This is a genomic window from Bacillus sp. FG16 (genome assembly GCF_057809515.1).
Window position 1 is genome coordinate 1 of record NZ_JBMDKC010000066.1, and the last position, 26,257, is coordinate 26,257.

At 35.4% G+C, this 26,257-nt stretch carries 20 protein-coding genes and 2 pseudogenes; 20 read left to right on the top strand and 2 right to left on the bottom strand.

The window, feature by feature from the left end:
- Nucleotides 1–53 precede the first annotated feature (53 nt).
- The 12 genes and pseudogenes from ACODS7_RS21400 to ACODS7_RS21455 all read left to right on the top strand — a co-directional run.
- A pseudogene (locus ACODS7_RS21400) lies at nt 54–1,289 on the top strand (ABC transporter substrate-binding protein); the annotation flags it as partial.
- 55 nt (nt 1,290–1,344) lie between these two features.
- Nucleotides 1,345–2,295, top strand: a complete 951-nt coding sequence (locus tag ACODS7_RS21405; protein ID WP_050842679.1) for an ABC transporter permease — start codon at nt 1,345–1,347, stop codon at nt 2,293–2,295.
- A gap of 6 nt (nt 2,296–2,301) precedes the next feature.
- Nucleotides 2,302–3,153, top strand: a complete 852-nt coding sequence (locus ACODS7_RS21410; protein WP_224981098.1) for an ABC transporter permease — start codon at nt 2,302–2,304, stop codon at nt 3,151–3,153.
- Between the two features lie 26 nt (nt 3,154–3,179).
- Complete coding sequence (locus ACODS7_RS21415) at nt 3,180–4,172, top strand: ABC transporter ATP-binding protein (RefSeq protein ID WP_050842683.1); 993 nt, start codon at nt 3,180–3,182, stop codon at nt 4,170–4,172.
- Nucleotides 4,165–5,136 (top strand): ABC transporter ATP-binding protein, encoded by a 972-nt coding sequence (locus ACODS7_RS21420; RefSeq protein WP_000544122.1) that lies wholly within the window; start codon nt 4,165–4,167, stop codon nt 5,134–5,136. The genes ACODS7_RS21415 and ACODS7_RS21420 overlap by 8 nt, the downstream gene beginning before the upstream one ends.
- Nucleotides 5,137–5,745: 609 nt before the next feature.
- Entirely contained in the window at nt 5,746–6,366 is a 621-nt protein-coding gene (locus ACODS7_RS21425) for a DsbA family protein (protein ID WP_029441729.1), read from the top strand.
- 325 nt (nt 6,367–6,691) lie between these two features.
- A pseudogene (locus ACODS7_RS21430) lies at nt 6,692–7,512 on the top strand (MBL fold metallo-hydrolase).
- Nucleotides 7,513–7,516: 4 nt separating this feature from the next.
- A complete protein-coding gene (locus ACODS7_RS21435; RefSeq protein ID WP_001046374.1) occupies nt 7,517–7,909 on the top strand; it encodes a nuclear transport factor 2 family protein in 393 nt (130 codons plus the stop codon).
- A 151-nt stretch (nt 7,910–8,060) separates the two neighbouring features.
- Nucleotides 8,061–8,585 carry a nuclear transport factor 2 family protein gene (locus ACODS7_RS21440; protein WP_000764214.1) on the top strand — a complete coding sequence of 175 codons (525 nt, stop codon included), beginning with the start codon at nt 8,061–8,063 and terminating at the stop codon, nt 8,583–8,585.
- Between the two features lie 535 nt (nt 8,586–9,120).
- Nucleotides 9,121–9,516, top strand: a complete 396-nt coding sequence (locus ACODS7_RS21445) for a hypothetical protein (RefSeq protein ID WP_016082677.1) — start codon at nt 9,121–9,123, stop codon at nt 9,514–9,516.
- Nucleotides 9,517–9,804: 288 nt separating this feature from the next.
- A complete protein-coding gene (locus ACODS7_RS21450) occupies nt 9,805–9,966 on the top strand; it encodes a hypothetical protein (RefSeq protein WP_173927908.1) in 162 nt (53 codons plus the stop codon).
- Between the two features lie 104 nt (nt 9,967–10,070).
- Nucleotides 10,071–10,229, top strand: a complete 159-nt coding sequence (locus ACODS7_RS21455; protein WP_002093894.1) for a hypothetical protein — start codon at nt 10,071–10,073, stop codon at nt 10,227–10,229.
- 168 nt (nt 10,230–10,397) lie between these two features.
- Here ACODS7_RS21455 and blaIII read toward each other — a convergent pair whose 3' ends face one another.
- Both blaIII and ACODS7_RS21465 read right to left on the bottom strand, forming a co-directional pair.
- A complete protein-coding gene (gene blaIII / locus ACODS7_RS21460) occupies nt 10,398–11,345 on the bottom strand; it encodes a class A beta-lactamase BlaIII (RefSeq protein ID WP_050842691.1) in 948 nt (315 codons plus the stop codon).
- Between the two features lie 567 nt (nt 11,346–11,912).
- On the bottom strand, nt 11,913–13,232 hold the full coding sequence (locus ACODS7_RS21465) for an MFS transporter (RefSeq protein ID WP_243168831.1): 1,320 nt from the start codon (nt 13,230–13,232) through the stop codon (nt 11,913–11,915).
- Between the two features lie 224 nt (nt 13,233–13,456).
- Between ACODS7_RS21465 and ACODS7_RS21470 the strand changes: the two genes are divergently transcribed.
- The 8 genes from ACODS7_RS21470 to ACODS7_RS21505 all read left to right on the top strand — a co-directional run bounded on the left by ACODS7_RS21470 (nt 13,457) and on the right by ACODS7_RS21505 (nt 26,152).
- Nucleotides 13,457–15,046, top strand: a complete 1,590-nt coding sequence (locus tag ACODS7_RS21470) for an ATP-binding protein (protein ID WP_243168832.1) — start codon at nt 13,457–13,459, stop codon at nt 15,044–15,046.
- A 19-nt stretch (nt 15,047–15,065) separates the two neighbouring features.
- Nucleotides 15,066–15,731, top strand: a complete 666-nt coding sequence (locus ACODS7_RS21475) for a response regulator (protein WP_243168833.1) — start codon at nt 15,066–15,068, stop codon at nt 15,729–15,731.
- Nucleotides 15,728–16,693 (top strand): tripartite tricarboxylate transporter substrate binding protein, encoded by a 966-nt coding sequence (locus ACODS7_RS21480; RefSeq protein ID WP_243168834.1) that lies wholly within the window; start codon nt 15,728–15,730, stop codon nt 16,691–16,693. The genes ACODS7_RS21475 and ACODS7_RS21480 overlap by 4 nt, the downstream gene beginning before the upstream one ends.
- A gap of 180 nt (nt 16,694–16,873) precedes the next feature.
- The gene (locus ACODS7_RS21485) at nt 16,874–18,703 is read left to right on the top strand and encodes a DNA cytosine methyltransferase (RefSeq protein ID WP_373371770.1); all 1,830 of its coding nucleotides are present in this window, start codon (nt 16,874–16,876) and stop codon (nt 18,701–18,703) included.
- Nucleotides 18,704–18,989: 286 nt separating this feature from the next.
- Entirely contained in the window at nt 18,990–20,408 is a 1,419-nt protein-coding gene (locus ACODS7_RS21490) for an ATP-binding protein (RefSeq protein WP_488827511.1), read from the top strand.
- Nucleotides 20,409–23,132: a Z1 domain-containing protein gene (locus ACODS7_RS21495; protein WP_243168837.1), complete on the top strand. Its 2,724-nt coding sequence runs from the start codon at nt 20,409–20,411 to the stop codon at nt 23,130–23,132.
- Nucleotides 23,119–24,054 carry a PD-(D/E)XK motif protein gene (locus ACODS7_RS21500; RefSeq protein ID WP_243168838.1) on the top strand — a complete coding sequence of 312 codons (936 nt, stop codon included), beginning with the start codon at nt 23,119–23,121 and terminating at the stop codon, nt 24,052–24,054. Before ACODS7_RS21495 ends, ACODS7_RS21500 begins: the two co-directional genes overlap by 14 nt.
- Nucleotides 24,055–24,073: 19 nt before the next feature.
- The gene (locus tag ACODS7_RS21505) at nt 24,074–26,152 is read left to right on the top strand and encodes an AIPR family protein (protein WP_243168839.1); all 2,079 of its coding nucleotides are present in this window, start codon (nt 24,074–24,076) and stop codon (nt 26,150–26,152) included.
- Nucleotides 26,153–26,257: the final 105 nt, after the last annotated feature.

Below are 26,257 nucleotides of genomic sequence, written 5' to 3' on the forward strand. Positions count from 1 at the left end.
ATAAGCAGTATAGACACTTTTATCGATGTTAAAACATTAAACGGAACTTATATACATCAGACGATATAGCATTTACATTCCAATCTATTTTGGATGAGAAGCAAAATAGCTCAAGTCGTGAAAACTTTATTTTTAAAGGAAAGCCGCTTGAGGTGAAAAAGGTAGATGAGTTAACAACTCAATTCGTGTTACCACAAGTAAGCGCATCTTTCGAAGGTGTGATGAATGATTTCTTCCCAATCCCGAAACATGTATTTGAAGGGGAAGCAGATTTAGCGAAGAGTAAGAAAAACTTACAGCCTGTAGGATCAGGGCCGTTTAAGTTTAAAGAGTATAAATCAGATGAGTATGTTGCATTAGATCGATTTGATGATTATGTAGGTGGGAAAGCTAAGTTAGACTCTATCGTATACCGCGTTGTAAAAGACCGTAATACAGCAAATGTTTCACTGCAAAATGGTCAAATCAACATGAAGATGATTGAGCCGCAAGACTTTAAGAAATTAGATAGCACTGGGAACTTCTCAATGGTGACATTCCCTGAAGGTAGATTATTCTACTTATCTTATAACATGAATACTGATCTTATGAAGAAAAAAGAAGTGCGCCAAGCAATTGCGCATGCGTTAGATAAGAAAGAAATGATTAACTCAGCATTCGTTTCAGGTGAATTTGCAGAACCAGCAAATTCAATCTTAACGCCAGACGCTATGTATTATGCGAAAGATATTAAAGACTATAAGTATGATAAAAAAGAAGCGAAAGATTTATTAGCAAAAGCTGGCGTGAAAGATAAGGAAAAAGTACGTGTGATGTATGTAACGAATAATAAAATTATGGAAAGCTTAGCGTTATATACACAACAAAAATTAAAAGAAGTTGGCTTAGAAGTTGAACTAAATGCATTAGATGCTAGTGCGGCAAGCGAAAAAGGCTTAGATAAAGAGAATAAAGAATATGACATTACATTTGGTGGTTACATAATGGGACCTGAGCCAGATTCATATAAGAGCTTATTCTTAAGTAATGCTGAATACAATTATGCACGATATAAAAACGCTGATTTCGATAAGTTATGGGAAGAAGCTGCAGTTGAAACAGATAAAACAAAACGCGCAGAGCTATACCATAAAATTCAAGAGACAGCTAGAGAAGACGTACCTTATCTACCAATCGCGTATCCGAAAGCAGTTATTGCAGTAGATAAAAAGTTTGATGGATTAAAAGAAGCGAAAGCAATTCCTGTCACAATGTTTGAAGATCTATCTAAGATTTATGAAGTGAAATAAGAAACAATAAAGAAGCTGGTGGAAATCAGCTTCTTTAGCTTGAGGGGGGAAGTTTGTGTATAAAGTAATTGCGAAGAGGCTTTTAAATGCAATTCCGCTTTTATTTGTTATTTCTATTATTTCTTTTCTATTAATAAAACTAGCACCGGGGGATCCGGTTCGAAACTTTGTAACGCCAAACATGAGTCCAATTGATGTGGAGCGTATTCGCAAAAGTTTAGGACTAGATCAACCAATTTACGTGCAGTATTTTTTATGGTTAAAAAACATTTTAACAGGAAACTTTGGTTACTCACTTCAAAATCATCGTCCTGTTTTGGAACTTATCACAGAAAGATTACCTGCAACAATTGGGTTAATGGGATCATCTTTACTCGTCTCATTCGTAATCGCAATACCGCTTGGACTATTTACAGGTGTGAAAAAGAATTCATTATTTGACCGCATTGTAAACTTTATTTCATACGTTGGTATTTCTATGCCGGTTTTCTGGTTTGCACTACTATTAGTCTACTTATTCTCTTTAAAATTGAACCTACTTCCGAGTATGGGTATGCGCACCGTTGGTAAAGATTCTGTCTGGGATATTGTGCAACACGGCATTTTACCTTGTATGGTGCTTGCGTTCCAAAACGTATCTGTTTATATGAGATATATTCGTTCAAGTACGATTCAGCAATTAGAAGAAGAATATGTACAAATTCAATATGCGTACGGCGCTTCGAAGAAAACAGTGTTATTTAATCACGTACTTCGAAATGTATTAATACCGATCATTACAATTTTCGGATTATCGATTCCAAGTTTAGTAGGCGGAGCGTTTATTACGGAAACAGTATTTTCATGGCCGGGTCTTGGTTCACTTGGGGTAAATGCTATTTTTAGATTTGATTATCCGATTATCATGGCAATTACATTACTATCATCATTCATGTTAATTCTCGGTAACTTAATTGCTGATATTTTATATGGCGTAGTAGATCCGCGCATTCGAATGAGGGGGTGATTTGGAATGAATAATAGGAGATTTCAAACGATAAAACATAGCTTTACGAAAAATAAGTTTGTTGCAATGGGAGTTATTATACTTGCGGTTTTAACGGTCACATCAATTTTCGCATTCGTATCGCCGTACGATCCTAGTAAAATGTCAATTCCAGATCGCTTACAAGAACCAAGTATGAGTCATCCTTTCGGAACGGATGATTACGGAAGGGATTACTTAACGAGAGCGTTATATGGCGGACGAGTTTCACTTGCGGTCGGTTTCCTTGCGATGGTTGTTTCTATTACAATCGGGACCGCAGTCGGAACAATTAGCGGATATTTTGGAGGAAAGTTAGACAACTTTTTAATGAGGGTTGTTGAAGTACTTATGTCAATTCCATCATTCTTTTTAATGCTACTATTAAATGCGTATTTAAAACCAGGAATTACGACGTTAGTTCTTATTATCGGATTACTAACATGGATGGACACCGCCCGTATTGTAAGGGCAGAAACGTTATCTGTAAAAGAGCGTGAGTACGTTTTATACGCAAAAGTATCAGGACAAAAATCATTTATGATTATTGTAAGACATATCATTCCTAACATTTTATCAACCATTATTATCGCCGCGACATTAACGATTGCGACATCGATTTTAATGGAATCATCACTTAGTTTCTTAGGTTTAGGTATTAGAGAACCAGATTCTTCTTGGGGCAGCATGCTAAACAATGCGCAAGGATATATAGGTGAAGCTTGGTATTTAACGCTCTTCCCAGGATTCCTTATCCTTTTAACGGTACTTAGTTTTAACGTAATTGGTGAAGCATTGAAGAAAGCTTTCGCACCAAAAGGAGCCGGACATGAAAACTAAAGTGTTAAGTGAAAGGAGTGAGAAGCGTGTCTGAAAAACTACTAGAAGTGAAAAATTTGAAGACTTCTTTTTTCATAGAAAGTGGCGAAGTTGAAGCGGTTCGCGGCGTTACATTTCGCTTAAATAAAGGAGAAGTAGTCGGTATCGTTGGGGAATCTGGAAGCGGAAAGAGTGTAATGGCGAAGTCTGTTATGTCTCTCGTTACGTCACCAGGAAAAGTGAAAGAAGGGGAAATCCTTTTTCATAATGAAAACATACTTTCTAAATCTGAAAAAGAATTGCGCTCTATTAGAGGAAATCAAATTTCACTTATCTCTCAAGACCCAATGTCAGCGCTAAATCCAGTCGTAAAAATTGGGAAACAAATGACGGAAGTAATTATAAGGCATCAAAAAGTGAAAAAGAAAGAAGCTGAGCAAATCGCAGTTAACTTGTTAAAGCAAGTCGGCCTTTCGTCACCAGAAGAAAGGGTAAAACAATATCCGCATGAACTAAGCGGTGGTATGAAGCAGCGGGTTATGATTGCAATGGCGATGTCTTGTAACCCTGACCTTCTTATTGCTGACGAACCGACGACTGCACTTGATGTAACGATACAAGCACAAATACTAGATTTAATGAAAAACTTAAAGAACGAAACGAATATGGCGTTACTTCTTATTACGCATGACTTAGGAATTGTCGCGCAAAACTGTACGCGCGTCATCGTTATGTACGGCGGGCTTATTATGGAAGAAGGACCTGTACTTGATATTTTCCAAGCGCCGAATCATCCATATACGAAAGGGCTATTAAACTCTCTGCCAAAAATATCGAACGGCGTAAAAGAAAGACTCGCTCCTATTCAAGGTGTAACGCCAAACTTATTAAACCCACCACAAGGTTGCCCATTCGCAGAGCGTTGCCCGCATGCGATGGACATTTGTGAAAAAGAACGTCCACCATATTTTGAAATCGGAAACGAAAGACGTTCTATGTGTTGGTTAAATGATAGGGCGGTAGGTGATTTCCATGCATGAAGAAAACTTAATTGAAGTTCGGAACTTAAAAAAGTATTTTCCTATTAAAAAAGGACTATTCGGTAGAAAAACAGAGCAATTAAAAGCAGTCGATGACCTAAGCTTCACAATTAAAAAGGGTGAAACATTCGGGTTAGTAGGAGAATCTGGCTGCGGAAAATCAACGACAGGAAGAAGTATCATTCGCTTACACGATGTCACTTCAGGTAACGTTTTATTTGACGGAAAAGATATCGCAAGTTTAAAGGAAAGTGAACTAAAAGAATATCGAAAAAGAATGCAAATCATTTTCCAAGATCCATACGCATCATTAAACCCGGCAATGAATGTATTTCAAATTATTAGCGAGCCAATGAACATTCACGGATCTTACGAAAAAGAAGAACAAAAAGAAATCATTTTAGACCTTCTGAAAAAGGTAGGATTAAAAGAAGAACACTTATATCGCTACCCGCACGAATTTAGCGGAGGCCAGCGCCAGCGCATTAGCATCGCGCGCGCACTATCTGTAAAACCAGACTTTATATTATGTGACGAACCAATCTCAGCACTCGATGTCTCAGTCCAAGCACAAGTCGTAAACATGCTGCAAGACATCCAAGAAGAAACAGGAGTCACATACTTATTCATCGCACATGACCTATCTATGGTAAGACACATATCAGACCGAATCGGAGTCATGTACTTAGGAAACATAGTAGAAATTGCCGATAGTGAAGACCTATACGCAAAACCGGCACATCCATACACACAAGCACTACTCTCATCTATGCCAGAACCAGACCCAACAAACACAGGCAAAGAACGGATCATCCTAGAGGGAGAAGTACCAAGCCCACTAAACTCACCATCCGGCTGCAAATTCAGAACGCGATGCAAATTCGCCACTGAAAAATGCGCACAGGAAGTACCGAAGATGGTGGAGATTGCGAAGGGGCATCAGGTGGCTTGTCATTTGTTTTAGAGGGAGAGCACTAGGGGGGACCTGGTGCTTTTTTTCTTTGTAGGTGAACGTGATGTGGGATTGGTTGTTAGTTTAGGAGATAACGCGCTCGAAATTTGTCGGTAAATCGATATGTTGTGTCGAAACGTTGATATATTCGGAGTTACGATCGATATAATCGAATAATCGTTGATATATTTTTTTAAAGAGTGGGATTGGTTGTAGATTAATGTAGAAATTTAATGTTTTCGAAAAAAAGAATTGACTTCTATATTAGTTGTAACTAAAATAGTTACATAAAGATGTAATCAATTTAGTTACAACTAATATCTGCTAAAAATATGATTTATATATTTAATTAAGGATGGTGGTCCATACGTTGCCACCCGGTGTAGAAAGTTACTAACACATTCAAATCAATGCATATTCTAAGCTTTAGTATTTTCTGTTACGGGGCAATAAGGTGCAACGTTATCTTTTGTTAAAAACCTTGGTGGATCTTTCTTTGGAAATATTAGTTTTGGGGAAATATAGTAAGGTATCTAAAAAAGAACAAGGTATAAAAAGATGTACTTATATAAATCAAAAATTTAGTTGAGCTGGATAATAAAAAAAAGGTAGGAGATTTAAATGGAGACGAAACAAGATAACCTTATTTACGTATGGGATGCATATTGTGGATGGTGCTATGGTTTTTCAGAAAGTATTAAAGGATTTTACAAAAACCACACTGAAGTGCCATTAACGGTTTTATGTGGAGGGTTATTTTTAGATAATTTACCAATGAAAAACTTCTCATATATAGAAGAAGGAAATAAAAGAATTAATCAACTTACAGGTGCTGAATTTGGTCCTTCATATCAAAAATTGGTGGAGGAAGGGACTTTTAAAATGAATTCGAAAGATGCTGCAATTGGTTTTTCAGCTTTACGCTCATTAGCGCCAGACCGTTTATTAGAATTCACTTCGGCTATGCAAAAAGCGTTTTATTATGAGGGCCAAAGTCTGAGTGATCCTGAAACATATCGCAAAATTGCAATCGAGCATGGTTTGGACCCTGAACAAGTATTAGACCGTTTAAACGCTCAAGAAACAATAATAGATGTCCAAAATGATTTCAATAAAGTTCGACAGCTTGGTGTTAATAGCTATCCTTCCTTACTTTTACAAAAGGATAATCAAATTATTCCTATTGGTGGTGGCGTAATGACGCCGGATAAAATTGAAGCACGTTTTAAAAATTTATATTAAGAAAATTTAGGATATAGTAGCAAACATGTTATCTTAGGCCACCTGACATTCATCTCCGGAATATTCGCCAGTACTATTACACTTTCAGATGAATGGGAGTGGGAGATTTTATCCCGCTTTAACGGGCAGTAAGACCCCCACCTCAAAATTCAGTGGAAGCAAAGAAGTTAGGTGGGGGATCAACTGTCCGTAAAAGTCCGATTGGTTCAACTAATAATCAGTGGGGGATGAACAAAACCCCCACTGATTAAAGTTTCACTTTATCGGAACAAGATAAAAATATGATAATTAGTTAATAACTTTAACAAAAGGAGAATAACATACTATGTTTAAAACAATCGATACAAATCAACAAGATGTGAAATTAACGGTGTTTAGTTCGGATGAAAAAAGCTTTATGGTGACAGCAACATTAGTTGAGAAAGCAGGACATGCATTTTTAATAAACTCAAAATTTACGCAGTCTGATTCGAAAGAAATTGTAGAGTATTTGAAAAAAACAACTTATCTCTAGATAAAATCTTTATTATTCATGGGGATCCAGACTACTACTTTGGATTAGAGAGCATTAAAGCCGTTTACCCAGAAGCTATAGCGTATGCTACGGAGTCTACTGTTGAACATATCGTTCATTCTGTCTTAGGGAAATTAAAAGTTTGGAAAGACGCCCTTGGCGAAAATGCGCCAAGTAACGTGGTATTACCTCAAGTGTTTAAAGAAAAAGCGATTGATTTTCAGGGGTTAACATTTGAACTAGTAGGCTTAGATCATTACAGAACTAGCTTATTTAATAAAGAGCTGAAAGTATTAATTGGTGGTATTGATGTCTTTAACGAAATACATGTATTCTTAGCGGATACTAGCTCAAAAGCGGCGATGGAGGCGTGGATTGAGAACTTGAAAGTGTTACAAGCATTACATGCTGACATAATTGTACCTAGCCATGGATCAATCGAAAAATCTCTAAATAATCAAGCACTTACTGCGACAATGGATTATCTAAGAACTGCGGTTCAAGCTTCTGAGGAAAGTGGAACTTCAAAAGGTTTTGTGGCAAAACTTGAAGCAGCATATCCAGACTATGCAAATAAAGGTGTATTAGAATTAAGTGCAAAAGTTGTAACAAAAGAAATGCCTTGGGGTTAATGATATGAATAAATATCAAAAACTATTACATGAAACGTATGTGTTAACTGGCGAAGGGAAATTGGATGCGTTCAAAACGTATTTAAGTGAAAATGTATCTTGGACAGAAGCTGCTGGGTTTCCATATGCAGGTACTTATATAGGTCCAGATGAAGTAGTGAAAAACGTACATGAACGTCTTGGCACGGAATGGAATGACTATAGCGCTAAAGATGAAATTTATACTTTTAATAACAATACTGTTATTGTGTATGGAAAATATAGTGGAACATATAAAGCTACAGGGAAGTCATTTGTAGCAGATTTTTGTCATCTTTATAAGTTTGATGAGAACGATAAGGTTAAGAAGTTTATTCAAATTGTGGACAGTGCAACTGTTAATGAGGTATTAAGTTAGAGTTAATCGTTTCTAATATGCCTTGTATAGGGGGAGGTTAGGATAAATGAAATTCCTAACATTACCCCTGACATTACATTTTGGGGAAGGTTTCTCCTTCTTCAAACTTTTTATAGAAGAAAACTTATTTAAGTAGAAGAGGTAGGTATATATGAAATTAGAGAAAAGTTTAATCATAACAATTATTTCTGTATTTATTTTAGGAGTAGTTTCGACTTTGGTATACCAAGCTTCCACCGGTAATAACAAAGGAAACTCAATAAAGAGCGAGAATGTTGCTTCTGTATCAAAAGAAGTGAAAGAAAATGAAAAGAATAAAAAGATGGTAGTTGATTTCTATAATGAAGTTTTTAACAAACATAATATCGATATTATCCCTAAATATGTTAGCGAAGATTATAAGCAACATAATCCTTTTGTTGCTGATGGACGAAAAGCCTTCATGGATTTCTTTAAGGAGGATTTTGTTAAAAATCCTAATTCCTCTGCAGAGATTAAACGTGTAGTAGCTGAAGGGGATACAGTTGCTCTTCATGTACACTCTCGTACTAATTCTCAAGATAAGGGAGTTGCTATAGTGGATATATTTCGTATCAAGGATGGAAAGATTGTCGAACACTGGGATGTAATTCAAGAGATTCCAAGTGAAGCAGCTAATGATAATACGATGTTTTAGATAGAAGATATATCTAATAATTGTTTAATTGATAGTGCTGTATAGAGTTTAGAAATTTAGATAAGTAAAGGAGATGTCCTAGTACCATGCCTGGGATATCTCCTTTTTGTTTTAACGAGATTTAAATTATTGTTATTTGTATTTTTTATGTACTACTATTCGAGTACACATCATTTCAGGCGGTTTTCTTTTATCCCGCATTAACGGACAGTAAGATCCCCACCTCTTTTAATTCTTCAATTAATAAAAAGTTTGCTTTCAAATTAGAAAGGGTTAGTCCCTCGCACCCAAAAACAAAGGGGAACTCAATTATTCAAATTCATATAAAGTTTCAATCTTGTCTAAGTATCCATTAGGATATACAATTGATCATCTATTTTTCTTTACATAATCTCCAGATGCAGTCCATATCAACTATAGATTCTTGTCTTATGCTAAATGTAATCAAAAAGCAAGTAGATAAAGATAATGACTAAAACATTAACTCTAGATACTTTTTTGATGAATATTACAAATAAACAGGAGGTAATGAAAAATGATTAAAACATTATTAGCAGGAGCACTTTTAAGTACAGGATTGGTAGCGGGAGGTGCAGATGATGCGAAAATGGACAATTTAAAGTCAAATGAAGATAGTTCAAATCAAGTAATTACACAGAGTGTAGATGGAACAACGTCTTTCTCACAAAACTTTGATTTACCTAAAGATGCAGTGCCAGCAACTCCTAAAGGAAACGCAAAAACAGTTGAAAGAACAGAGGGTACAGGTTCTCAAGAAGGAAAAATGGTACCAACAAAAGAAGGTACAGATTCTCAACCAGGATTTGAAATGGGATCCCCTGAGAAACCAGAATATGCAAAAACAGTTGAAAGAACAGAAGGTACAGATTCTCAAGAAGGAAAAATGGTACCAGCAAAAGAAGGAAATTAAATAATATATAGTTATAACGAGGAGCATCCAAAAAGTGGTGCTCTTTTTATATTATAGGGATTAACTAGTTTTACTGAATATAGAACTGTAGGAAGAATTGAGGCTAGAACATGGGGGACTTTCTCTTCAAATCATGGTGTTTAGGGCAATAGTTTTGGTGGTGACGTTATAATACAAACATTTTATTAGAGATTTTCTAAATTTACATACACTCTAGATAGACTACATATCAACTTCAGATACTTGTTTTATGATACAAGTAATCAAACAAAAGGAGGGCAATACAAAATGATTAAAACAGTATTAACAGGGCACTCTTTTATGTACAGGAGATTATTAGCAGGTGGATCAAATGTTGAAGATGTACAGACAGATCAGCATATTCTATATGAACAAAATGAATTGCAGCAAATTCTAGAAAAGTACGATTCGAAGAAGTTTGAGTTATAAAAAGAAAATAGATAAATGAACAAGAGAAAAGTATTTTCATTTGGATATAGGACTTGAATCAAACTTTTATACTAAAATATATACGGCAAAAAGGAGGGAGTACATTGCACAAAATTATTTATGGAATATTAATTTTAATATATACTTTGTATTCATTTTTTGTAAGTGATGGAAGTGAAGTAAGGTTTATTATGCTGTTAACTATAGTACTTATCTTTTCTGTGGTTTTAGAAAAAGGAAATGCAAACCAAACGACTGATTAAGGGGCGTTTGGTTTGCATTTTTTATTGGCTATTACAGTCTAGATGTTTTAGGGGTAGCACCAAATTTCATTTTGGGGGCACTATTAAATTTTTAGTTGATGAAAATACGGTGCAACTCCTACTAGAGAAAACACCGCCTAAAATAGAAAACTTTTAACCTATTATCATTTATTCCGTAGCTTTTAAGGTATTTAACACGACTTTGGTTGCATCTGCAATAAGTTTATCGTCATATTTAGCATCTTCTTTATCATGATTAGAAAGTATAGCAAGAACAATCGGCTTTTTATTTGGTGGCCAAATAATTGCGATATCATTTCTTGTTCCGTAAGATCCCGCGCCTGTTTTATCAGCTACTTCCCATCCTTTTGGTACGCCCGCACGAATCAATTTATCTCCAGTTGTATTTCTCTTCATCCAATCTACTAATAGTTCACGTTTTTCTGTTGGAAGTGCAGTCCCTAATGTAAATGATTGAAGTGTCTTAGCTATCGCTTCTGGTGTACTGGTATCATGTGTTTCTCCTGGATGCACTTCATTTAATTCAGGTTCAAATCGTTCTGAAGTAGTAACAGTATCTCCCATTTCTCTCAAGATTTTTTCAAATTCAGAGGGACCTCCTAACTGTTTAAGAATCAAATTATGTGCTGTGCTGTCACTATATCGAACAGAAGCATCTGCAAGTTCTTTTAACGTCATTCCTGTATCAACATGCTTTTCAGTAATTGGATTATAATTAGAAAGATCTTCATGAGTATACGTAATTCTTTGATCAAGAGCTTCTAATGAGTTCTTGCGTAAAAGAGCGCCCACAGCTAATGATTTAGATGTAGATGCAAACGCAAAACGATCATCTGAATGATAAGCAATCGTTTGATTCGTACCTGTGTCCAGTGCATAAATACCAAGCTTAGCATCATATTCTTTTTCAAGTTTAGCAAAAGATTGATTACCTGTATTTTCTTGTTTAATTTGATTAGCTTGATTCGTTTGTTTAGGTGGTTCAGATTGAGCATTACTATTGGAACAGCCTATAAGTGATACACATGAAAGTAATACTACAGGTACAATCTTTTTGTAATGTAAAATGTTATAGAACTTGTTTAAAACGAACATAAATTTTCAACCTCTTTCAAGAATATATGGATTTTGTCTAGGTATTCTAAATACCAATGCAATTAAAGATGGCATTGGGTAACAATACTACTGCAGCTGAAATTTCACAGGTTAAATGACATCCAAAACGTTTATCCCGCTATTTGCCGGGCAGTAAGACCCCCGCTGATTAAAGTTTCACTTTATATGATTGATAAGTCACGGTTTGGGTTGTTTCTTTTTTGTTTCCACTTGTAATGGTTCACCTGTGAAAGTATTACAATACATGTTTTTTACTTTTGGGAATAATAAGTCCTTTCATTTTTTTGTAATACATAAAAATAGATGTCAAACGGGATATGTTGTATCCAATCTGGACAACTCATATTAGAAATACACTTATTAGACACTCTAAGTAATAAATTTGTTCCACTTTAAGATGAGGAAGAATTTGGGATTTGTAAAATAACAATGGAACTAGGTGTTTTTTCGTCATACAAAAACCTCTACATATAAGTAGAGGTTTTTAAATTGCATATTAATGAATTATGCTTTTTCAGATAAACGAAGATAATAGAATACATAATTTTAACTAGATTTATTGTTAACTAATTTATCCCCACCAAGCTCCGCCTCAATCTGCGAAGTCTTCGATGACTCATCCATACGCCAATACGTAATAAAGCTTATCGCGATACATCCAGCTACGTAGAAGTAGAATAGTGATTCCATTCCGATACTCTTTAGCCATAATGCGATGAACTCGGCTGTTCCGCCAAATATCGCAACGGTTAGTGCATATGGTAAACCTACGCCGAGTGCGCGAATTTCAGTTGGGAAGAGTTCGGCTTTTACAATTGCGTTAATTGATGTGTAACCAGTAACGATAATGAGACCGACCATCATGAGTAAAAATGCTACGATTGGTTCTGTCGTTTTTTCCATGAAGAAGAAGATCGGTGCTGTTAGTAATGTTCCGAGAATACCGAATGCCATTAATAGTGGGCGGCGTCCGATTTTATCGGATAGTAGCCCTGCAATCGGTTGAAGTACGACGAAAATAAGTAGTGCGATAAAGTTAATCCAACTTACAACTTCTTTCGGAAGGCCGACTGTGTTTACCATGAACTTTTGTAAATATGTTGTGTACGTATAAAATGCAACAGTGCCTCCTAATGTTAGGCCGACTACTGTTAATACTGCTTTTGGGTGTTTCATAAGAGCGCGAACGGTTCCTGCGCTTTCGCGTTTTTGTGATTTTATGTTTGAGAATTGCTCTGATTCATCCATCGTGCGGCGAAGCCATAATACAGCTACTGCGCCCATCGCTCCAATAATGAACGGAATACGCCATCCCCAAGCTTTCATATCTGGTTCGCTTAGTAATTGCTGAAGAACAATTTGAACGCCTAACGCAACCATCTGTCCAGCAACGAGCGTTACATATTGGAAACTTGAATAAAAACCACGGCGTCCACTACTAGCCATTTCAGATAAATACGTTGCGGAAGTCCCATACTCTCCGCCGAGTGATAATCCTTGTAGTAAACGGGCAAGAACTAAAATAATTGGTGCCATAATCCCGATACTTTCGTAACTAGGTGTACAGGCGATAATTAATGAACCACCCGCCATAACTGTAATCGAAAGCGTTAATGCTGCCCGGCGTCCGTGCCGATCTGCATAGCGTCCCATTAATAAACTTCCGATAGGGCGCATTAAAAACCCAACTGCGAAAATAGCTGCTGTGTTCAGTAATTGACTCGTTGGATCTCCTTTAGGAAAGAACTCTGCTGAAAAATAAACAGCGAAAGCAGAGTAAACGTACCAGTCGTACCATTCAATTAAGTTGCTGACAGAACCTTTGAAAATATTGCCGGCGACTCGGTTTGATTTTACTTGAGCCATACTAATTCCTCCTCTTGCTTAGAAATAAAAGGTATATATGAAAGCGTGTTCATTGTAGTTGAATTGTACTGTCTATGGAATGAAATCTCAATATTATGACAATTTTATTCTTTTTGTACTTTATGTACACGGAGAATTTTAATAGTTGCTTCATTATTAGTTTTGTCATAATAATAGAAAAAGGAGATTGATAGTTTTGAATATTTTATCAAAGGGTATGGGGTATGAAAAAATCACGCAAAGTATCATTACAAACGAAAATAGTAAGCTTAATTATTGCATTAATTTTATTTATCGTTCTCCTATTAGCGGGGATCTTTGTTTACATTCAGTCCGTTGATACGAAGCGACAAGTGGAACAGTTAGCACTGCAAACAGCTAAATCTCTTTCTTTTATGCCACCTATAAAAGAAGCTTTTCAAAATAATGAGCATAAAAGTACGATCCAATCCATTGCGGAACAAGTTCGCGAGCAAGCTGGTGCGGATTACGTCATTGTAGAAGATCGTTATGGGGTTATGTATTCTCATTCTAATTCTGAGTTGATTGGAACAAAGAGTAACAACCCGTATAACTATGAAGCACTCACTTTTGGTGGGTACTATACGCTCGAAGGAAATGGTACAAGCGGTCCGGCTTTAATGGCGAAAGCACCCATTATTGTTCGTAACGGAGACTACGATCAAGTTGTAGGCGTTGTGACAGTAGAGTTTTTAATAAAAGGTATCGAATCTAACATACTGAGCAGAACGAAAGAAATTATCCTCTTTTCCGTAGTGGTATTACTAGCCGGAATTGTTGGCGGCATTCTTTTAGCACGTAGTATTCGTAAAGATACACTCGGTTTAGAGCCGAATGAAATCGCAGCGCTATACAGGGAACGAAGCGCAATACTACTATCTATAAAAGAAGGAATCATTGCCATTGATCAAAACGGTTTTATTACGATGATGAACACCTCGGCAGAAGAAATGCTTCATGTAAATGATGATTATATGCAGCAACACATTTCAAAAGTTTTACCGAATTTTAATATGGAAAGAGTGCTAGAAACCGATCAAGAAATCGCATTTCAAGATAAAGTGTTTATTTTAAACATGACACCGATACTCGAAAACAACAGTACGGTAGGAGTTGTATGTAGTTTTAGAGATAAAACAGAACTGCAAAACCTTGTGAACACAATATCTGAGGTAAGAAAGTATTCAGAGGACTTGCGTGCTCAAACGCATGAATTTACAAATAAGCTGTTCGTTTTATCAGGTTTATTGCAGTTAGGGCATTACAAAGAAGCGATTGAATTTATCCAACAAGAATCTAACATTCATCAAAGCCAAAACCATATTTTATTCCATCAAATTCACGATGCAAAAGTACAAGCTATTTTATTAGGAAAACTCGCAACAGCGTCTGAGAAGAAAATTGATTTTCATATTGAAGGAGATAGTGCGCTTCATCCGTTACCAGATCATATAAAAGTTTCGCATCTTATTACGATACTTGGGAACATAATCGATAATGCATTTGATGCGGTGAGTGGGCAAGAGGAAAAGAATGTTTCCTTCTTTGTTACGGATATTGGGCACGATATTGTGTTTGAAGTGATAGATAGTGGATCAGGGATACCGGCAGAAAAAATCGCGACCATTTTTCAAAAAGGATTTTCAACGAAAGGAAACAATCGTGGTTACGGACTAGCAAACGTGAAAGAAATGGTAGATGTACTAGAAGGAACAATTGAAATTCAAAATGAGAAAAATGGGGGAGCTATTTTTACAATTTACCTTCCGAAAACATTGAAAGAAAGTACATGACGAACAGGGGGATGGACATATGTTGAAGGTTGCAATTGCAGAAGATGATTTCCGCGTCGCGCAAATTCAAGAGGAGTTTTTATTAAAAATAAAGGATGTAAAAGTAATCGGAAAAGCATTAAACGCAAAAGAAACGATGGAACTACTACAAAGGGAAGAAATCGATTTGCTTCTATTAGATAATTACTTACCAGATGGAATTGGAACAGACTTATTGCCAAAAATTCATGCTGATTTTCCAAACGTTGACGTCATTATGGTAACGGCGGCGAATGAAAACTATATGCTAGAAAAAGCAATTCGAAACGGCGTAAGCAACTACCTTATAAAACCGGTTACGTTAGAAAAATTCGTTCGCACAATTGAAGACTATAAAAGAAAGAAGCAACTATTACATAGTAACCATGAAGTAAATCAAGCACTCATCGATAACTTCTTCGGCATTTCACAAACGCAAGACATAAAAAACTTACCGACAGGCGTTGATCCGTTAACACTGCAAAAAGTGAAAGGGATTATAAAAGGATTCGAAGAGGGCATTACAATAGAAGAAATGGGGGCATCCAGAACAACCGCAAGAAGATATTTAGAATACTTAGTAGCGACAAACGAATGCACAGTAGAGTACACATACGGCATTATCGGACGACCAGAACGAAAATACCGAATAGGAAGAGGACTATGAAAAAACGATTATTACTATGTATATGGATCATGACAGGAGTAATAACTGGTTGTTCCTCGGAAAAATCCCAAAAGAATAAAGTAAACATAGAGGGAGTAGAAATCGTTGCGCCAAACGTTCCAGGAGCAGGATGGGACTTAACAGCGAGAGCGATGCAAAAAACACTAACAGAAGAAAAAATCTTCACAAAACCAATCACTGTCACAAACAAAGTAGGTGGCAGCGGTGATATTGGATGGAAGTATACGAAACAAAAAGGCGGTCACGTACTGGCGATCAACTCAAGCTTACTCATAACGAACAACCTACTAGGCCACAGTAAACTAACATATAAAGACTTCACCCCGCTCGCAACACTCGCGTCAGACTGGGAAGTCGTTGTCGTCTCAAAAGACTCAAACATAGAAAACGCAAAGCAACTAATGGAACAACTAAAACAAGACAAGCAAAACTTCAAAATCGGCGTTGCCCCAGGCCTAGGAAATGACGATCACCTATCCTTCGTACAAGTAAGCAAAGCATTCAGCATAAACCCTGCCGAACTACAATTCTTCGTCTACGAAAACAAAGAAAAAATCATAAACGCCCTAACGAACAAACAAATCAGCGCCGCAACCATGACCCTATCCGAAGCCGAAAAACAATACAAATCCGGCAAAATAAAAATACTAGCCGTATCCGCACCAAAACGCCTAGACCGACTACCAGAAATCCCAACATGGAAAGAACAAGGAATCGACGTCATCTTCCAGCACTGGAAGGGAATTATGGGCCCGAAGGATATGAAGGAGGAAGAGGTTGCTTATTGGGATGGTGTTATTAAGAGGATGGTTGGGAGTGATAGTTGGAAGGGGATTTTGAGGGAACGTGGTTGGGAGGGGTTTTATAAGGGGAGTGGGGAGAGTAGTGGGTTTTTGGAGGAGAGTAGTGGTTGGTATGGGGTAATGATGAAGGGGGAATGATATGTTAGGGAGTTTTACAGATTTATGTGGAATATGAATAGATTGCTATATTGTACATAAAAAGAAATTTATAAATATTTTGTTAGAAATTATTTAATGAAGTTTTTTATTTAATTTCTTCCAAAATGTTGCTTTTTGTAGGCATATAATGTTATGCTGCTGTATAGAAAGAAAAGTAGAATGTACGTTCTTGAGAGGTATGAATGTAAAGTGAAAAATCTTATAGATACAAATATAGAAAAAAAGTATAAAATTATTGATTTGTTTGCAGGTGCAGGTGGTTTAAGTAATGGTTTTGAGCAAACTGGTAAGTTTGAAATAGTTGGGGCAGTAGAGGTTAATCAAGCTGCAACAAGAACCTATATTAAAAATCACAATGATAATCTAGATATTATAATAAAAAGTAAAAATGAACAGGTAAGTGATATTACAAAGATAAACTTTAGGAAAGTTCTTAACGAAAAAGGGTTGTCAGGTGATGAAACAGTAGTTATTGGTGGACCACCTTGTCAAGGATTCTCAAATGCAAATCGACAAAAAAATTATTTAATATCTGGAAATAATCAACTGGTAAAAGAGTTTGTCAGAGCTATTAAAGAAATTAATCCTGTGGCTTTATTAATGGAAAATGTAAAGGCAATAGAATCTGACATTCATAAGTTTTTTGTGACAGAACATGTGGAAAATACAAAGTTTGCGTATAGCTCTGAAAAGCATCTCACTGAAATTGCTGAAAAATGCGGAAGATCACCAGAAGATTTTGTGAAAAATGATAGTATCTCTTTAGTAGAAACAGGACATTATTATCTTGAAAGGATTTTTTATAAAATTATTAAATTTAATTTTATTTCTCCAATTATTGAATCAGAAGTGTTTATTTCAAGGTTGAGAAGTATTGAACGTAAGGCAGCAAAATTAAGTCAGGTTCAACTAGTGAAAGAAAAAGAAAAAAGAGAAGTAACTAAGCTTATTAAATACTTAGAGTCAAGATTAGAGACCGATAAGATGCTTGAACAACTGGAAGCGACACCTGTTATTGAAAAGGCTTTGCAAGTTCTGCGCACAATGAAAGATACAAGGGTAAATAGTATAGATGTTATGCATAATGTAGGGCCACTCTTAGACTTAAATCGATTTTTGGTACATTATAAAGAGATTATTGATGAAAAAGTAATCTTTGATGAACCATTACAGGTGAAAAGAAAATTGAATAATCTTCAAGTGATAGCTCATGTAAAGTCCTATAAGGTAGTAGAATATTTAAAATTGGTTTTTGATTATTTGGGATATAGTATTGACAGTGGGGTTTTAACTGCATCGGATTTTGGCGTGCCTCAAAGACGAAACCGTTTTATGATATTAGGTGTGAAAAAAGATATATTACCAGGTGATCAAACTGTGAATTTACCTACTAGGATCTTCTCTGTTCCTCATACAACATATGATGCGATTGGAGATCTAGAGAATATTCCTCCTCAACATGAAATAACAGAATATATACCACAGCATTATAAAACTTACAGGGGATTAACCTCATTGCAATATTACTATCAATGTGGGAATGAAAGTGGGGAAATTTATAATCATATCAATACTAAAAGTGAAGACTTGAGTCTCCAAAGATTTCAGGCGATAAAAAACACTAACGGTAAAAATTTTCATAGTTTATCTGAGGATTTAAAAACAACTTATGCTGATACAGCAAGAACACAAAATACAATTTATTTACGTTTAAAGTACGATGAACCATCTCCAACTGTAGTTAACGTTAGAAAATCAATGTGGAATCATCCTAAAAATGCAGTTGCTATTAGTATTCGTGAAGCAGCAAGATTACAGTCTTTTCGTGATAATTTTAAGTTCTGTGGAACTAAAGACCAACAGTATCAGCAAATAGGAAATGCAGTTCCACCTTTAATGGCAAGAGCTGTTGCTGAACAAATATTGAAATTGTTTAATGATAAGCCGAATATTACAATACAAAATGAATTTAAAGATTTAGGAAAGTAGTTGTTAATAGCGACTACTTTTTTTTATGGGAAGTATTTGGGCGTCAGAGCACCGTGTTGTGGCTTTAGGTCTTGAACCAGAACAATAAAATGTGAACGTAAAAATAAAATGCTAATATTAGAAAGAATAATGTAAAATAAGGAAATATAGTATTTATACAAAAGATAGGAAATAAGGGGATATAATACCAAATGGGTATTGTATTAATAAAAAACAATGAAGATTTGTATGGAGGGAGTTATTTGAATTGGATGTTGTAAATATACCACCATATGCCCCTGTGCTTATGGAGGCCACCCGTGCCATTGGATATTCAATTGAAACAGCAATTGCAGATATAATAGATAATAGTATTGCTGCAAAAGCTAGTAAAATAGCTATTAATTTTTTTCCGACGAAAAATTCGTATATTTCTATACTTGATAATGGATTAGGTATGGACCAGGATGAACTGGTTCATGCAATGCGCTATGGGAGTAGTAATCCTATAGAAAAAAGAGAAATAAGCGATTTAGGACGCTTTGGATTAGGTTTGAAAACCGCATCTATGTCTCAATGTAGAAAATTAACAGTTATTAGTAAAAAAGATAATAAAATTGTAGGGGCTCAATGGGACCTCGATTATGTAATTCTAACAGGTAAATGGTCTTTAAAACTTTTAGAAAGTAATGATTTTGATAAATTTCCGCATTTTAAGCAAATACATAATAGACGTTGCGGTACATTAGTTATTTGGCAGGAGTTAGATCGTCTACAAAGAGGTGAACTAAATTTTGATGCTAGTATGGGCAGATATATGGACAAAGTACGCGAGCATCTCTCTCTTGTGTTCCATCGATATCTTAAAGGCGAGGCAAATCTAAAGAAAATTGAAATGACGATTAATGATTGTGCTGTTGAGCCTATAGATCCTTTCCTAACTGAAAAGAGTACGCAAATGATGGATGATGAAGTCATATATATAGAAGGAGAAAAGGTGGTTGTTCGACCGTATATACTTCCGCACATCTCTCAACTAAATAACGCAGAGGTTCAGATGTTAGGTGGAGAGGAGGGAATACGTAAAAAACAAGGGTTCTATGTTTATCGTAATAGACGTCTTCTTGTGTGGGGAACTTGGTTTAAGATGTTAAGACAAGGAGAGCTATCTAAGTTAGCAAGAATCCAAATAGATATTCCAAATGCTTTAGATTCACTTTGGACATTAGATATCAAAAAGTCCATGGCAATCCCACCGGAAGTTGTTCGTAGGAACGTTTCATCTATAGTAGCTAAGGTAGGAGAAACCAGTAAACGTACATGGACTTATCGAGGGAAGAAAGAAACTGAAGATTCCAAAGTACATATTTGGAGACGTATTCAAACTAGAGAAGGCGGAATTATATATGAACTCAATCGAGATTATCCACTAGTTCAATCTCTTTCTACTTTAGAGCCGAATGAAAGAAAGCTTATTGAACAGTTATTAGTGCAAATTGAGAGAGGTCTACCCTTAAATCAGTTATATGTGGATTTAACAAATGATAAACGAATTATTAATGATAATAAAATATCAAAAGATGAACTTATACAATCATTAAACCAGGTACTTACTATTTGTAACGATGCAGAAGAACGTGAAGAGATGGCTAAAAGACTTGCAATAACCGAGCCTTTTAATCAATATCCAGAAATCCTATCAGAGATATTACAGGAGGTATTATAAATGATAAGTCAAAATGCACAAATACTTGAAGGTTTTATTAGGGCAATGATTAATACAAAGTATTCAATAGATCCTCCAAATGAAGAAGAATTTATGGATGAGGCAAACAAGATTCGTTTAATGGTCTCGGTAACAGATGAGGAATTTGAAAAAGTTATTAAAAAATTAAAGGCAGCATTGATGATCACAATGGATGTAGGGGTATTTATTTCAGATCAGAATGGTGATCATCAGTCTTGGTTGCCAAGTAGAAGAGCAGATATTGAATTTTATTACTGGAATCGTTATAAGCGTTTCTTAGAAGAATCTAAAGGCTGGAATACTCGTGTTACATCGAATTTAGACACTGTATCAAACGAGATTATAGATTTATTGGGTGACCCTAAGAGTGAAACACATTGGCAAAGAAGAGGTCTAGTACTGGGGGACGTTCAATCAGGTAAAACCTCCAATTATACAGCAATCTGTAATAAAGCTGCTGATACAGGTTATAAAGTTATTATAGTTTTGGCAGGAATGATGGAAAATTTGCGTATGCAGACACAAGAGCGCCTAGATAAGGAATTTGCAGGTCGTTTAAGTAAGGACTTATTTAAATTGAAAAAAAATAAAGAAGTTAGAAACGTATTTGATGGAGTTGGAAGAATAGACAAAACTAAGCGAATATCGGCATTTACAAGTGTTCTTTTTGACTTTAATTCTACTATTCTAAATAGTAACGATTTGACTTTGAAAAATATAAAGGAACCAGCTTTGTTTGTAGTAAAGAAAAATAAATCTGTACTAAAGAACTTAGAGAGTTGGTTAACGGCTAATAATGCTGATAGTAATGGAAAGATAGATTTGCCTCTTTTGTTAATTGATGATGAGGCAGATAATGCTTCAGTTAATACAAAAAAAGAAGATCAGGATCCTACCGCAATTAATGCAGCAATTCGCTCAATATTGAATAGATTTTATCGAGCGTCTTATGTGGGAATTACAGCTACACCTTTTGCCAATATATTTATCAATCCAGAAACGGCTAGTGAGATGGTGGGAGATGATTTATTTCCTAGAGATTTTATATATGTACTATCCCCACCTTCGAATTATATAGGTGCAGATGGTATTTTTGGTGAATCTCCCAAATATGATAAATGTTTAGTTCAAATTGATGAGGATGAGATTAAGAATTTCTTTCCATTTAAACATAAAAAGGATCTTGAAGTTGATGATCTACCTAGTAGTTTGTACGAAGCTTTAGGGTATTTTTTACTGATTAATGCTATTAGGGATTTGCGTGGTGATCTATCTGATCACCGATCTATGCTGATAAATGTCAGTCGATTTACTGATGTACAGGTGAAAATTAAAGAATTAGTGATCGTTTGGTTGAACCAGGTTCAATCAGATGTACGTAATTACTCTTCCCTCAGTGAAGATCAAGCTATGGAAATAAAATCAATAAAGTTTTTAAAACAGTTATGGGATAGATACAAATTAGAGGATAAGGCAGGAGTTTCCTGGTTAGTAATACAACAGCAATATTTACATAAAGCCATCGCGCCAATTGAAGCAAGAGCAGTTAATCAAAAAACGGGAGCTGCTAGTTTAGATTATTATTCTCATAGAGAAAAAGGATTTCGTATAATTGCAATTGGCGGAATTAGCCTTTCGCGTGGATTAACCTTAGAAGGATTGGCTGTAAGTTATTTTTATCGTAATTCACAAATGTATGACACGCTTTTACAGATGGGAAGATGGTTCGGTTACCGACCAAATTATGATGATCTTTTTAAGGTATGGATGGCAGAAGATGCTATTGATTGGTACGGTTTTATTACAGAAGCTGCAAATGAGCTTAAAAGTGAGATTAGTGAAATGAATAAATTGAATCTGACACCGAGGGATTTTGGTTTAAAGGTAAGGCAAGATCCTAATTCTCTTATTGTCACGGCAAGAAATAAAATGAGAGCCGCAACACCTGTTAGTAGACCAATACAGGTTACAGGTAAATTGCTTGAAACGCCTCGCCTTAAATCTAAGAAAGAAGTTTTAGATGCGAATGAAAGGGCCTTTAAGTTGTTTGTAGCAAGTCTAGATAGTATTGGTCAACGTAAAGAAATTAAAGAACAGGGATTAATGTGGGAAGGTATCAATAAGGATTTAATTGTAGAATTATTACGTAGTTTTGATACCCATCCATGGCATTTAGCTTTTCAGAGTAAGGCGCTTGCGGAGTATATTGAAAAAAATTCTATGTTAAATGAATGGGATGTCTATCTACCGGTAGGCCTTGGTGCTTTATACAATTTAGAAGGTGCTAATGGAATGATATCTATTAAGAAACAACAGCGTAAAATTAAAGAAGCAGATGGAATGATAAAAATTTCAGGGACGAAGGTACGAGTAGGATCCGGAGGGATTTCAAAAGTCGGGTTAACACGTAAACAAATTGAAAGCATTGAAAAAGCATTCAGAAGAGCTAATCCTACAAAGAGAAGTGTACCTGACAGCGCATATTTAATAAAGGAACGTAACCCGATATTAATGTTACATGTTATTGAAAAGAAAATAGAAGATGATAGCAATTTTAACCCGCGGATTCCAGAAACTCTTTTTGCTCTTGGTATTGGATTGCCAGGAAATGGTGAGGTGCAGACTGCAGATTATGTAGTAAACCAAGTGGAACTTCGAAATTGGATGGATATAGATGAGGAGGATGAAGATGCTTTTGAATAATAACTTGCTTGAGAGATGGGATAGTCTGTCAAGTCATAATAATGGCTTCCTAAGAATAGACGCAGAGCATCCACTAGAATGGTATATTGGATTTGAGGATAGTAATCAGAAAGTACTTTTGTTAATAAGTGATTTTGAGCCAAACATTGTTCATTCATCTAAATCTATTATACTTTCCATAAGGAAAAGAGCGGACGATAAATGGGCATTATGTTTTAGATTAATACGTAACGAGCAAGCAGATGTTTTTATACGATTATGTAGTGATTTAATTGAATCCTCAAGGAATCAGGAGAATAATGTACAAGGGCTGGAATTTGTTGTTCACAGATATGGACAATGGACAAAGCTTATGGAAGTTCAACGCACTGGATTATTAAGTGAAAATGAAAGGAAAGGGCTAATAGGTGAGCTACTTTTCTTGCAAGAACTAATATCTAAAGGAGTACCAATTGTAGAAGCTATAGTTGGATGGATGGGACCAGAAGGCGCTGATCAAGACTTTATTTATTCTAGTGGATGGTATGAAGTAAAGGCAATTGGGGCAGGAGGAAGAAAGGTATCAATATCTTCACTTGAACAATTTAGTGCGCCACTTCCTGGGAAATTGATTCTTTATTTTGTTGATAAAACAGCACCTACTGATGAAAATGGGTTCACATTAAATAGTAAGATAGAGGAAATCAAAGAAGGATTAAAATCTAGTTATGTAGCTAGTGATTTATTTAATGAAAAATTATTAAAATATGGATATATTAATCTTCCTGAATATAGTGAAATTTCGTATAAATTAAGAGGGAATAACAGATTCCTCATAGATGAAAAATTCCCCCGATTGACAATGGATAACGTACCTGCTCAAATTACAAATGTTAATTACCAACTTAGCATACCAGCGATAGAGCCTTGGAAGATCATGTAATATTGGAGGCTGTTTATATATGGATTTAAAAGAATTTAGAAAAGAATTATTGGAGGATGTTCGTACAACAGCTGCTGCATATGGAGAGGGATCGAGTACAGCTTTTGTTGGTATTGTATCAAATTTTCTAATTAGCTCTGAAGTTTTGCCGGATTTCGAGAATGCATTTTATATTGGAGTCGGCCTAAGAAATCGTAAGCTACGTGTAGACGGATATGTTTTAGATGAATTTGATTATACCTTAAATTTAATTGTATCGAATTATAGTGGAGATGGCGAAGAAAAAAAATTGACTCGCAAAGAAGCTGAGAAAATATTTGAATGGCCAATTCGTTTTATTGACGAGACTTTTAACAACGATTTAAAAGGGAAAGTCGAAATCAGTACAGCAGCTTCTGATTTAATAGATTTACTATTGACAAGCAGACAGCGTGTACGCAAATATCGGATATTATTATTTACAGATCGAATTATGAGTGGGCGGATTGAAAATTTTGATTCTAAGGAATATGCGGGGGTGCCAATAGAATGTCAAGTATGGGATGTGGAGCGTCTTTATAAAGTCTACTTGGCAGAGTCTGGTAGGGAGAGTATTGAAATTGATTTTACCGATTATTTAGTTAATGGGATTCCATGTTTGGAGACTGGGAATGATGGGAATAAGCAATATCAATGTTATTTATGTGTTATTCCTGGTGAAGTATTAGCGGATATTTATGATTTTTATGGGGCACAGTTATTAGAAGGGAATGTACGTTCATTTTTAAGTACTAAAGTAGCTGTTAATAAAAAAATTAGGCATACTATTATAAACGAACCAAAAATGTTTTTTGCCTTTAATAATGGTGTGTCCGCAACTGCTGTAAATGTTAAAGTGGAAAGTAAATCAGATGGAAAATTTATTACTTATGTAAAGGATTTTCAAATTATTAATGGTGGACAAACAACAGCTTCACTATCAAATGCAAGGTACCGAGATAAGGCTAATTTGAGTGAAATTACTTTACAAATGAAGTTAACTCAAATTAACGAGGGCTTGGATGAGACACAGGATTTATTACAAAAAATTTCACGTTCGTCGAACAGTCAAAATAAAGTTAGTGATGCAGACTTCTTTTCTACTCACCCATATCATATTAGAATGGAACAAATATCAAGGAGGATCTTTGCTCCTGCAGTTGGCGGTTTTCAGTATGATACACATTGGTTTTATGAAAGAGCAAGGGGACAGTATTTGCAGGCCCAAATGCGTATGACGAAGTCCGAAAAGAAACGCTTTTTATTGCAAAATCCGAAAGAACAGCTAATTTCTAAAACGGATTTGGCAAAAGCACGTAATTCATGGCGTTGTCTCCCACATATTGTTAGTAAAGGTGCACAAAGAAATTTTAAAGAGTTTGCTCAATGGGTTGATAATAATTGGTCAGCGTCAGAAGCATCATTTAATGATAGATACTTTCAAGAGTCTGTAGCGCTATATATATTATTTAAACATGTAGAAAAACTAGTGACAAAGCAACCATGGTATGAAAGTGGATACCGGGCTAATATTGTCACATACTCAATTTCACTTTTTGCGTATTTAATTAAAACACAATATGATCAAAAAAACTTAGATTTTCAGCTGATATGGAATAGGCAAGAAATTCCTGAAATAATCACCGAAATCATGGTAAAAATAACTAAGTTAGTGTTAGAATCTATAACTGATCCTTCTCGTGGTGTTGTGAATGTAACTCAGTGGTGTAAACAGGAATTATGTTGGAATTGTATTAAAAGTTTATCAATTAAATTGGATCCAAAGATTGAGAGTGTTTTAGTAGATATTAGAGATATTAAATGTGAAGAGAAGCAAGCACGTAAAGATCAGAAAATGGTTAATGGTATTGAGGCACAAACAGAAGTAGTTAATAAAGGAGCAATCTATTGGAAGGGTGTGCAACATTTTGTAACTACAAAAAAAATCGCGACACTTTCAGAAATTCAAGCTCTAAAGATTGCTTGCAATATACCATTAAAGTTACCAAACTCTATACAGAGTCATCAATTACTTGCATTGGTTAAAAAAGCAGAATTAGAGGGATGGAAAGAAAAATAAGAGAGTAACTTACATGAAATGGTTTTGAGGATATTCATTTACTTTTTATGAGAATATTTAGTGAATTCACTTCTATTACGAAAGTAACTTAATTCAAATAATATG

Bases quoted from the DNA above. Each gene is read 5' to 3' on its own strand.
- ACODS7_RS21410 (WP_224981098.1), top strand. From the start codon at position 2,302: ATGAATAATAGGAGATTTCAAACGATAAAACATAGCTTTACGAAAAAT.
- ACODS7_RS21420 (WP_000544122.1), top strand. From the start codon at position 4,165: ATGCATGAAGAAAACTTAATTGAAGTTCGGAACTTAAAAAAGTATTTT.
- ACODS7_RS21425 (WP_029441729.1), top strand. From the start codon at position 5,746: ATGGAGACGAAACAAGATAACCTTATTTACGTATGGGATGCATATTGT.
- ACODS7_RS21435 (WP_001046374.1), top strand. From the start codon at position 7,517: ATGAATAAATATCAAAAACTATTACATGAAACGTATGTGTTAACTGGC.
- ACODS7_RS21440 (WP_000764214.1), top strand. From the start codon at position 8,061: ATGAAATTAGAGAAAAGTTTAATCATAACAATTATTTCTGTATTTATT.
- ACODS7_RS21445 (WP_016082677.1), top strand. From the start codon at position 9,121: ATGATTAAAACATTATTAGCAGGAGCACTTTTAAGTACAGGATTGGTA.
- ACODS7_RS21450 (WP_173927908.1), top strand. From the start codon at position 9,805: ATGATTAAAACAGTATTAACAGGGCACTCTTTTATGTACAGGAGATTA.
- blaIII (WP_050842691.1), bottom strand. From the start codon at position 11,345: ATGTTCGTTTTAAACAAGTTCTATAACATTTTACATTACAAAAAGATT.
- ACODS7_RS21465 (WP_243168831.1), bottom strand. From the start codon at position 13,232: ATGGCTCAAGTAAAATCAAACCGAGTCGCCGGCAATATTTTCAAAGGT.
- ACODS7_RS21470 (WP_243168832.1), top strand. From the start codon at position 13,457: ATGAAAAAATCACGCAAAGTATCATTACAAACGAAAATAGTAAGCTTA.
- ACODS7_RS21475 (WP_243168833.1), top strand. From the start codon at position 15,066: ATGTTGAAGGTTGCAATTGCAGAAGATGATTTCCGCGTCGCGCAAATT.
- ACODS7_RS21480 (WP_243168834.1), top strand. From the start codon at position 15,728: ATGAAAAAACGATTATTACTATGTATATGGATCATGACAGGAGTAATA.
- ACODS7_RS21485 (WP_373371770.1), top strand. From the start codon at position 16,874: ATGTACGTTCTTGAGAGGTATGAATGTAAAGTGAAAAATCTTATAGAT.
- ACODS7_RS21490 (WP_488827511.1), top strand. From the start codon at position 18,990: ATGGAGGCCACCCGTGCCATTGGATATTCAATTGAAACAGCAATTGCA.
- ACODS7_RS21495 (WP_243168837.1), top strand. From the start codon at position 20,409: ATGATAAGTCAAAATGCACAAATACTTGAAGGTTTTATTAGGGCAATG.
- ACODS7_RS21500 (WP_243168838.1), top strand. From the start codon at position 23,119: ATGCTTTTGAATAATAACTTGCTTGAGAGATGGGATAGTCTGTCAAGT.
- ACODS7_RS21505 (WP_243168839.1), top strand. From the start codon at position 24,074: ATGGATTTAAAAGAATTTAGAAAAGAATTATTGGAGGATGTTCGTACA.